We start from the raw sequence: 6,214 nt of genomic DNA, 5'->3' as shown, positions 1-6,214 counted from the left end.
AACCCCCCCGCACCAAACAGACAACACCAAACCCCCGGCCCCCGCCGGGACCCTCTCGCACTTAACGCCCCCGCCGGGACCCTCTCGCACTTAACGTCCCCTCCCGCCGGGACCCTCTCGCACTTAACGCCCCCTCCCAAGGGACCCTCTCGCACTTACCCGGCCCGCCCGCCGTCGGCCACCAGGACCAAACCGCGAGAGCACCCCCAAAAACTCCCCATCAACTGCGACAGCGTCACAGAAAAACCCACATCAACTGCGAGAGCGTCCGCTGGCGGCTGAATCCGGGGCGAAAAACCCTGAAAATCCGGTGATTAACCTCAAAAACTCGCGGAAACACGCGGAATTTGCGGAACGCGGAGGCCCAAGCTGGTAAGTTTTCGAACAGTGGCTTGTACGCATGCCGCGTATAGGCTCCAGAATCATGACCGTCCAGGAGGACATAAATGGCTAAGAACCGTAGTGAACTTGTTGCAGAGGTAGCTGGCAAGGCCGGCACCAGCCAGGCAGCCGTCAACTCCGTCCTCGACGCACTGTTCGAGGTTTTCGAGACTTCTGTCGCAGCGGGCGAGAAGATCACCATCCCGGGCTGGCTCGCCGTCGAGCGTACCGACCGCGCTGCACGCACCGGCCGCAACCCGCAGACGGGTGAGACCATCCAGATCGCAGCAGGCCACAGCGTCAAGCTGACCGCCGGCTCCAAGCTGAAGGCTGCAGTCTCCAACAAGAAGTAGGCTTCTTCCTCCCCGGCACGCAGCCGGAGCGGACAAGGAGCGGCAACCACCAGGTTGCCGCTCCTTTTGCCTTTAAGCCGATTCGCGGCCCGGGCAGGCGTAGCGGACAATGGAATGGTGTCTTCTGCCGCAAAACCACGTTCCACCCGGCCCCCGTCCGCTCCCGGCAAGGGAGCACGGGGAAACGGTGCGCCGGCAGGGGACAGCGGTGCCTTGGGGATCTCCCGGACATGGCAACTGGCCGGGCTGGCCGCCCTCTTCCTGGGCCTGGCAGCGGCGCTCGTCTTCTCCGGGGCTGCCGGCGCCAGGGCAGTCTCTGATCCTGGAGCGCTTGTCCGTTGGGGACTCCCCGTCAGCAAGGCAATCCACAATGTTTCGCTGGCCACCGTCATCGGCGGCCTGGTCTTCGCCGTCGGAATCCTTCCCAGGAACGCGGGGCCCCGCAGCCGGAGCAAAGAGGGCAGTGAGGCACCCGAACACCCAGCCTTCAGCCGCGCCCTGACGGTAGCTTCCGCCGCAGGTGCAGCGTGGACGTTGTCCGCCATCGCGGTGCTGGTCCTCACTTACTCTGATGTTGCCGGACAAGGTCTCTCCGGCGACGCCGAGTTCACCCAGGCCTTGGTCTACTTCATGACGGATATCGAGACGGGGCGGGCCTGGCTGGCCGTCACCATCATCGCCGCAGTCGTGACAACAGCCCTGTTCGGAGTGCGGTCCCTCGGCGGCCTGGCACTGACCCTGATCCTCGCCCTGGCTGGCCTGGTACCCACGGCCCTGATCGGCCACTCTTCCAGCTCGTCTGACCACGAAGGCGCCATCAACTCCCTGGGCCTGCACCTCGTGGGGGTCAGCACCTGGGTGGGCGGCATCATCATGCTGGCCCTGCTGTCCGGAATCCTGACCGGCCCCAAAGCCGCAGCTTCCGTCGACATCACGGAACCCACGCTCCGCCGGTTCTCGTCGCTCGCGGGCTTCGCCTTCATACTTGTGCTCGCGTCCGGCATCATCAACGCAAGCATCCGGGTCACGAACTGGGCCGACCTCTTCGGTTCGCCCTACGGCCAGCTCATCCTGGCCAAGGCGACGGCCACCCTGGTCCTGGGCGGAATCGGGCTCATGCACCGGCAGTGGGTGATCCCCCAGCTGGGCCGGAAGGGCTCCACGATGTCCTCACGGCGTGTCCTTTGGCAGCTGGTCCTGGCGGAATTCCTGGTGATGGGCGCAACGTCCGGTGTCGCCGTCGCGTTGGGCCGGTCGGCCCCTCCGGAGCCCACAACCTTCGCGCCCGATGCCACGCCGGCCTTCATCCTCACCGGGTACGAGCTTCCCCCGGAACTAACGCCCGAGCGCTGGCTGACAGAGTGGCGCCTGGACTGGCTCTGGATAGCCGCCGCGCTGTTCGGGCTCGTGTCCTACCTCCTCGGCGTGGCCAAGATCCACCGGCGCGGTGACAAGTGGCAGTGGTTCCGCACCGTGAACTGGGTCATTGGCCTGCTGGTGCTCACCTACATCACCTCCGGGCCGCCGTCGGTCTATGGCCGGGTGCTGTTCTCCGCGCACATGGTGGACCACATGGCGCTGACCATGGTGGCGCCGATCTTCCTGGTGCTGGGGGCGCCCGTGACCCTCGCACTGCGGGCCCTGCCTGCCCGGGGAGACGGTTCCCGCGGGGCGCGTGAGTGGCTGCTGGTGTTCGTCCACTCGAAGTTCTCGCAGCTGGTCACCCACCCGCTCTTTGCCGCTGCGAACTTCGCCGGCTCCATTGTGCTGTTCTACTACTCGGACCTTTTCGGCTTCGCCATGCGCGAGCATGTGGGCCACGAGCTGATGATTGTGCACTTCCTGCTGACCGGGTACATCTTCATCCTGAGCATGATTGGCACCGACCCCCTTCCGCTCAGGGCGCCGTACCCCATGCGGCTCGTCCTGCTCCTGGCCACCATGGGCTTCCACGCGTTCTTCGGCGTGGCCATCATGGGCGGGACCAACCTGCTGGCCGCGGACTACTTTGGGAACCTGGGCAGGGCCTGGGGCCAGTCGGCCCTCGCAGACCAGCAGACCGGCGGCGCCGTGGCCTGGGGCATCGGCGAGGTGCCCACGCTCCTGGTGGCGATCGGCGTCGCCATCATGTGGTCCCGGTCGGACGCGCGGGAGACCAAACGGGTGGACCGGGCGGCGGACAGGAATAACGACGCCGATCTCACCGCTTACAACGATATGTTTGCCAAGTTGGCTGAACGCGATGCCAAGCTGGCTGAACGAAACAAGCTGGAAGGACGCTGATGAGCGAAACCGTACGCACCCATGCCCGGGTCCGGGCTTCCGAACTGGTGGGCCGTAACTGGTTGAACACCGGCGGCAAATCACTGGACCTTGAATCCCTCCGCGGCAAGATCGTGCTGCTGGACTTCTGGACCTTCTGCTGCATCAACTGCCTGCACGTCCTGGACGAGCTGCGGCCGCTGGAGGAACAGTACTCCGATGTCCTGGTGACAGTGGGCGTCCACTCGCCCAAGTTCGAGCACGAGGCTGATCCCGTGGCCCTGGCCGCCGCCGTGGAACGCTACGAGATCCACCACCCCGTCCTGGATGACCCGGAGCTGGAGACCTGGAAGGCCTACACCGCGCGGGCCTGGCCCACCCTGGTGGTCATCGATCCCGAGGGCTACATCGTGGCGCACCTCTCCGGCGAAGGGCACGCGGACGGCCTGGCCGTGCTGATTCCCGAACTCATCGCCCAGCACGAAGCCAAGGGGACCCTGCACCGCGGTTCCGGCCCCTACGTGGCCCCCGAACCCACGTCCGGCACCCTGCGCTTTCCCGGCAAGGCGCTCTTCCTCCCGCCGGGCCGCGGTTCAGGCGCCTTGGCGGGAACGTCCGACGGCGGTACTGCGGCGGGTGCCGCGGCCGCCGGTTCCGCGGCAAGGAAGGGCTCGTGGCTGGTCACCGATACCGGCCACCACCGCCTGGTGGAGCTCGGCACCGACTTCCACACCGTCCTGGGCACCTTTGGCTCCGGTGTCAAGGGCTATTCCGACGGCCCGGCCGCCGGCGACACTGCCGTGGCCCAGTTCAACGAACCCCAGGGCCTGGTCCTGCTGCCGGAAGACGTGGCAGCCAAGGCGGGTTACGACGTCGTTATTGCCGACTCCGTCAACCACCGGCTCCGCGGACTGTCCCTCGCGGACGGCAAGGCCTCAACCCTGGCCGGCAGCGGCGTCCAGCGGCTGCTGGAGGCGGGACCCGCGCGCGTTGATGAGGATGCGGCGGGATTCACCGGCGAGCTAGGCGGGCACCCGCTGGATGTTGCCCTGAGTTCGCCGTGGGATGTTGTCTGGTCGCGCAAGCTCAACGCCGTGGTGATCGCCATGGCCGGGACGCACCAGATCTTCAGCTTCGATCCCGTCAGCGGCTCTGTTGCCATCGTGGCCGGCAACGGGCTGGAGGGCCTGCTGGACGGTGCCCCGCACGAGGCCTGGTTCGCCCAGCCGTCCGGCCTGGCCGAGGACGCCGACGGCAACATTTGGGTGGCCGATTCCGAGACGTCCGCCCTCCGCAAGCTGGTGATTGAGGACGACGGCAGCGTCAAGGTGGAGTCCGCCATCGGCAAGGGGCTGTTCGACTTCGGCTTCCGGGACGGACCGGCCGCGGAAGCCCGGCTGCAGCACCCCCTGGGCGTGACTGTCCTGCCGGACGGGTCGGTGGCGATCGCGGACACCTACAACGGTGCCGTCCGCCGCTACGACCCCGCCTCGGGCTCGGTGTCAACGCTCGCGCGCGGCCTCCTGGAGCCGTCAGACGTGATTGTTGACCACACGCACTCGGCCGGTTCCGAGCCCCTGCTGGTGGTGGTTGAGGCCAACAAGCACCAAGTGGTGTTCGTTCCCATCCCCAAGGAAGCCCAGCAGGTGGACGAGGGAGCGGTCCAGACCCACCGGCCCAAGAGCCCCGTGGCGCCTGGGCCCCTTGAGCTGACCGTCCGCTTCACTGCCCCCACCGGGCAGAAGCTCGACGACCGCTGGGGCGATCCCACGCAGCTGAAGATCTCCTCCACCCCGCCGGAGCTCCTGGTGTCCGGCGGCGGAACCTCCGTGGGGCTGCTGCGGACGCTGGAGCTTTCGCCTGATGTGGCCGAGGGCGTCCTGCACATCACCGCCCGGGCTGCTGCCTGTGACGGCCCCGAGACCGAGGACGGCGAAATCCCGGACCACGCCGCCTGCCACCTCTACCAGCAGGACTGGGGCATCCCTGTGATGTTGCAGGAAGACGGCGACCGCGAGCTGGTACTGGACCTCCGCGGGATGGACTGACGCGCCGTCGTCGTAATTTAGCTGAAGGCTGCCGTCCGGGACTGACACGTCACGGACGGCAGCCTTTTGGCATTGGGGCCTTACTTCGGCCTTGATTTTGCAGGGGTGTGTGGCCGTGAGGGTCGCAAAAGGGTGCTTGCAGTGACGGCACTGCCGGCTCGACTGTCCACATACCGCAGGGTGCCGCTGCCAAACGCTCCTCAAAGTGGCCACCATGGCCCCATGGAAGTGTCAAAAGCCTTGGAACGTTGCGGCCGTGCTGCCCGCCGGCCCGCGCTTGCCCGGCTCGGCGTGGACGATGCCGCCCTTCGCCGCGCCGTCCGCGGCGGGGTTCTGCAGCCGGAACGAGGACTTTATGCGCTTCCGACGGCGCCTGCCGGACTCGTTGCCCTGCTGCGGAACCGGGAGCTGCTGACCTGTTCCAGCGCCGCCGGCTACCACAGCCTCTGGTCCCTGCCATCGGCCGGACCCCGCCACGTTTACCACCGGAGGGCAGCCGCCGTCCGGGCCGACGCGGTCCACCACGCGGGATTGCTGCTGCCGCCGTGCGCGAACCGGCCGGTTGCAGCCCTCGCTGATGTCCTCATTCACGCGTTGCGATGCCTTCCGTTCGCTGAATCACTGGTCATGGTGGAGAGCGCTGTGTCCAGGGGCGACATGACGGTCGGGTTCCTCCAGCAGCGCCTTCCCGGCAAGCGCAACGGCAAAGCGCGGGCGGTCCTGCAGTGGGTGGACCGGGGCGCGGATTCACTCCTTGAGACGCTGGCGCGGACCTACTTCCGCCAGGCGGGCATCTCCGTTCAGCCTCAGGCCTACCTGGAACGGGTGGGGTACGTTGACCTGCTGCTGGACGGATGGCTGGTGGTGGAACTGGACGGGAGGCACCACGCCGAGTGGAACCAGGTCAAGAAGGACCACCGGCGTAATAACGAGTCCGTGCTCCAGGGATACACAGCCCTCCGGTACTACTACTCGGACGTGGTGTACCGCCCGGAAGCCATGGTGGCCCAGGTTCTGGCGGTTCTGGGTCGCCGGCGCTAGCAGGCCGCGCATCACGCGGAGCCCGGTTTTGGAGGCTTGCGGAGACGGGAAACGCGGCAGTCCGGGGAAATGTCCGAAGGCTGAGGCCAAAAACGTGCCCTGCTTGACGGAGGCAGGCCACCGGCCGTT

4 protein-coding genes are annotated in these 6,214 nt (G+C 67.0%); all 4 read left to right on the top strand.

The window, feature by feature from the left end:
• Window positions 1–446: 446 nt before the first annotated feature.
• The 4 genes from Q9R30_RS16940 (at window position 447) to Q9R30_RS16925 (ending at window position 6,085) form a co-directional block, all read left to right on the top strand.
• Window positions 447–734, top strand: a complete 288-nt coding sequence (locus Q9R30_RS16940; RefSeq protein WP_009358243.1) for an HU family DNA-binding protein — start codon at window positions 447–449, stop codon at window positions 732–734.
• Between the two features lie 114 nt (window positions 735–848).
• Window positions 849–3,017: a cytochrome c oxidase assembly protein gene (locus Q9R30_RS16935; RefSeq protein WP_311218325.1), complete on the top strand. Its 2,169-nt coding sequence runs from the start codon at window positions 849–851 to the stop codon at window positions 3,015–3,017.
• Window positions 3,017–5,044 (top strand): NHL domain-containing thioredoxin family protein, encoded by a 2,028-nt coding sequence (locus tag Q9R30_RS16930; protein WP_311218324.1) that lies wholly within the window; start codon window positions 3,017–3,019, stop codon window positions 5,042–5,044. The genes Q9R30_RS16935 and Q9R30_RS16930 overlap by 1 nt, the downstream gene beginning before the upstream one ends.
• A gap of 222 nt (window positions 5,045–5,266) precedes the next feature.
• Entirely contained in the window at window positions 5,267–6,085 is an 819-nt protein-coding gene (locus tag Q9R30_RS16925; RefSeq protein ID WP_311218323.1) for a DUF559 domain-containing protein, read from the top strand.
• Window positions 6,086–6,214: the final 129 nt, after the last annotated feature.

Origin of the sequence: Arthrobacter sp. AB6 (assembly GCF_031844545.1) — a bacterium.
Taxonomy (GTDB): Bacteria; Actinomycetota; Actinomycetes; order Actinomycetales; family Micrococcaceae; genus Arthrobacter.
The sequence above is the reverse complement of the archived record's forward strand: the minus strand, read 5'-3'. Positions and strand labels throughout refer to the sequence as shown.

Excerpts from the sequence above, each read along its gene's own strand:
- Q9R30_RS16930 (WP_311218324.1), top strand. The coding sequence starts at position 3,017 with ATGAGCGAAACCGTACGCACCCATGCCCGGGTCCGGGCTTCCGAACTG.
- Q9R30_RS16935 (WP_311218325.1), top strand. The coding sequence starts at position 849 with ATGGTGTCTTCTGCCGCAAAACCACGTTCCACCCGGCCCCCGTCCGCT.
- Q9R30_RS16925 (WP_311218323.1), top strand. The coding sequence starts at position 5,267 with ATGGAAGTGTCAAAAGCCTTGGAACGTTGCGGCCGTGCTGCCCGCCGG.
- Q9R30_RS16940 (WP_009358243.1), top strand. The coding sequence starts at position 447 with ATGGCTAAGAACCGTAGTGAACTTGTTGCAGAGGTAGCTGGCAAGGCC.